Here is a 2,208-nt window from a genome sequence, read left to right as displayed (position 1 = left end):
CAGATAGCCAACAGCAACGCCGTCAGAAGGGCGGCATAACAACAACCGGGTATAGCTTATCAAGCCCACAAAGCTGTCCGAACGGACGGGACCACCTCAGTCTGGTCTGTTGTCAGGATTGGCGGGAACGTATGTGGTCTTTCGTCCGAGGCCAACATACGGGTCTCCACCAATGAGAATAGCGATGAATTGCTCATTCGTTATTATGAGTCCAATAAATCCGGCGACGTTTGTATCAATATAAATAATATAATTTTATAATAAAACTAGTTGTTTTCCGGAACTATAATAAATAAAAGGTGCTATCGTGGGTGACGAAGTTCTTCCCGTGACTGACGAGAATGTCAGTGCTGAAATTTGCATGGATATGCTCACGCAGGCGCGCGATGGCGTTGTCATTATTGATGACAGGAACTGCATCGTGTTCTTTAATCCCGCCGCGGAAAAGCTGTGGGGATATACTGGCGCAGAGGTCATGGGCCGAAATGTCAAATGCCTTGTCCCCATGGATATCCGGCAGGATCATGACGCTTTCATCGCCCATAATCGGACCACTGGTGTCAACCGGATTGTCGGTACATCCCGAGAGATCACGTTCGAAAGCAAGGGCGGCGACTATGTCTCGGCCGAAATGTCCATATCGACTGCTCTGATCGGGCCGGAAAACAAACGTTATTATATGGCGTTCATGAAGGGCGTGACCGAAGAAAGTCATCGCAAGAAGTTACTGGACCTCCAGAATACGGTTTTCCGCTCTCTATCCGGCGATATGATGATCCAAGATGTAGCGGATCTGGTCTGTCAGGGCATTGAGGATTTCGTTCCCAATTCCGTGGCGGTGCTCATGCTGGTGACAGAGGACCATCGCCTGCAGATACTCTCAGGCTCCGGCCTGCCGCGCCGTTTCGGGGCGGCGCTCGAGCACATGACCCTGAGCGACGCTGATGTCGCTGCCCTGGCCAATGATCTGGACGAAGCCAGTTCTATCGTATGGGAAAGCTATCGCTCGATGGGTATTTCCCTTGGGTTGCACGATTGCTGGGCTTCGGCCATCAAGGCCCCGAACGGGAAGATCGCCGGCATCCTGGCATTATATTCCCGCAACCAGCACAAAGGGGCGGACTGGCCCAAAAAGATCGTGTCAGGGGCCGTGCCCTTCTGCGGGGTGGTCATCGAGCAGTACGAGGCGCGGCAGCACATCTCGCAGCTTGCCAATTATGATCCCCTGACAGGCTTCCTGAACCGCTCTTCGCTGCATAAAATCCTGAAATCCATGATCAGCCGTAAGCTCCCGGCGACTGACGCCTTGCTGAATACTTCTGGTCTTGTTCAGCTATGAAGCATGAGCGATTTAAGAGATAGGGACGCGGTACTACCTGCGAGTGTCGCAGGTAGTACCGCAGAGAGGCTCCAAAGGAGCGGTAGAGAGACAGGCGAGCGGGACAGGCTGGCGGACGCCTCGCGGATCGAGATCGTTTCGGATCGCCGCCGCTGGCACGCCCCTGAATTTCGCGCGCGAGTGGTCATCGCGTCCTACGAGAGCCGACGCCCAATAAGGGAGGTGGCTGCACAGTATGGGATCCATCCAAGTCTGGTGTTTCGCTGGCGGCGAGAGGCTCGGGCCAAAGCGCAGGCCAAAGGCGGGACATCGTTCATACCTGTCATGGTGGCCCCGGCCCCCGAGCCGCAGCCATTGGTGTCAATCGGCACTCAAAAATAACCCCTGATCGGCATGCAATATTAACCCCCTGTTGAAGGCCCGGCCTGTCTCCTGAAGCCGTAGGCGTAAGGAGACAGGCCGGGGCAGGTATGGATCTGGAGAGAGGTTCAGTTACGGTTCCTGAACCGCCAGCTTTCGTTCCCTGTCTCGATGATGTCGCAGTGATGGGTCAGACGGTCGAGCAGTGCCGTGGTCATCTTGGCGTCGGCGAATACACTGGCCCATTCACCGAAGGACAGGTTCGTGGTGACAATGACCGAGGTCTGTTCATAAAGGCGGCTGATCATATGGAACAGCAACTGTCCGCCAGACTGGGCAAAGGGCAGGTATCCCAGTTCGTCGAGGATGACAAAGTCCAGTCGGCCGAGTTGTTCGGCCAGCCGACCCGCCCTTGCCGCCCGACTGTCAGCCTCAAGCCGGTTGACCAGGTCCACCACGTTGAAGAACCGGCCACGCCGACCTGTGCGGATGCAGCTCCGGCCAATGGC

Annotated in this window: 2 protein-coding genes and 1 pseudogene; 2 read left to right on the top strand and 1 reads right to left on the bottom strand. The window is 55.7% G+C overall.

What is annotated here, in order from left to right:
* Window positions 1-361: 361 nt before the first annotated feature.
* Both CFR80_RS17800 and CFR80_RS17795 read left to right on the top strand, forming a co-directional pair.
* Window positions 362-1,285: pseudogene (locus CFR80_RS17800) on the top strand (PAS domain S-box protein); the annotation flags it as partial.
* 57 nt (window positions 1,286-1,342) lie between these two features.
* Window positions 1,343-1,720, top strand: coding sequence for a transposase (locus CFR80_RS17795; RefSeq protein WP_258367946.1), 378 nt, complete (start codon window positions 1,343-1,345; stop codon window positions 1,718-1,720).
* A gap of 107 nt (window positions 1,721-1,827) precedes the next feature.
* On the opposite strand, the gene CFR80_RS17790 is transcribed toward CFR80_RS17795, so the two are convergent.
* The coding region (locus tag CFR80_RS17790; RefSeq protein ID WP_181418227.1) for an ATP-binding protein at window positions 1,828-2,208 on the bottom strand (381 nt) is incomplete at its 5' end.

Source organism: Komagataeibacter oboediens (assembly GCF_003207815.1).
Classification (GTDB): Bacteria; Pseudomonadota; Alphaproteobacteria; order Acetobacterales; family Acetobacteraceae; genus Komagataeibacter; species Komagataeibacter oboediens.
This window is presented reverse-complemented; position numbering and strand designations above follow the sequence as displayed.

Coding starts and splice junctions, on each gene's coding strand:
- CFR80_RS17795 (WP_258367946.1), top strand. CDS start 1,343: ATGAGCGATTTAAGAGATAGGGACGCGGTACTACCTGCGAGTGTCGCA.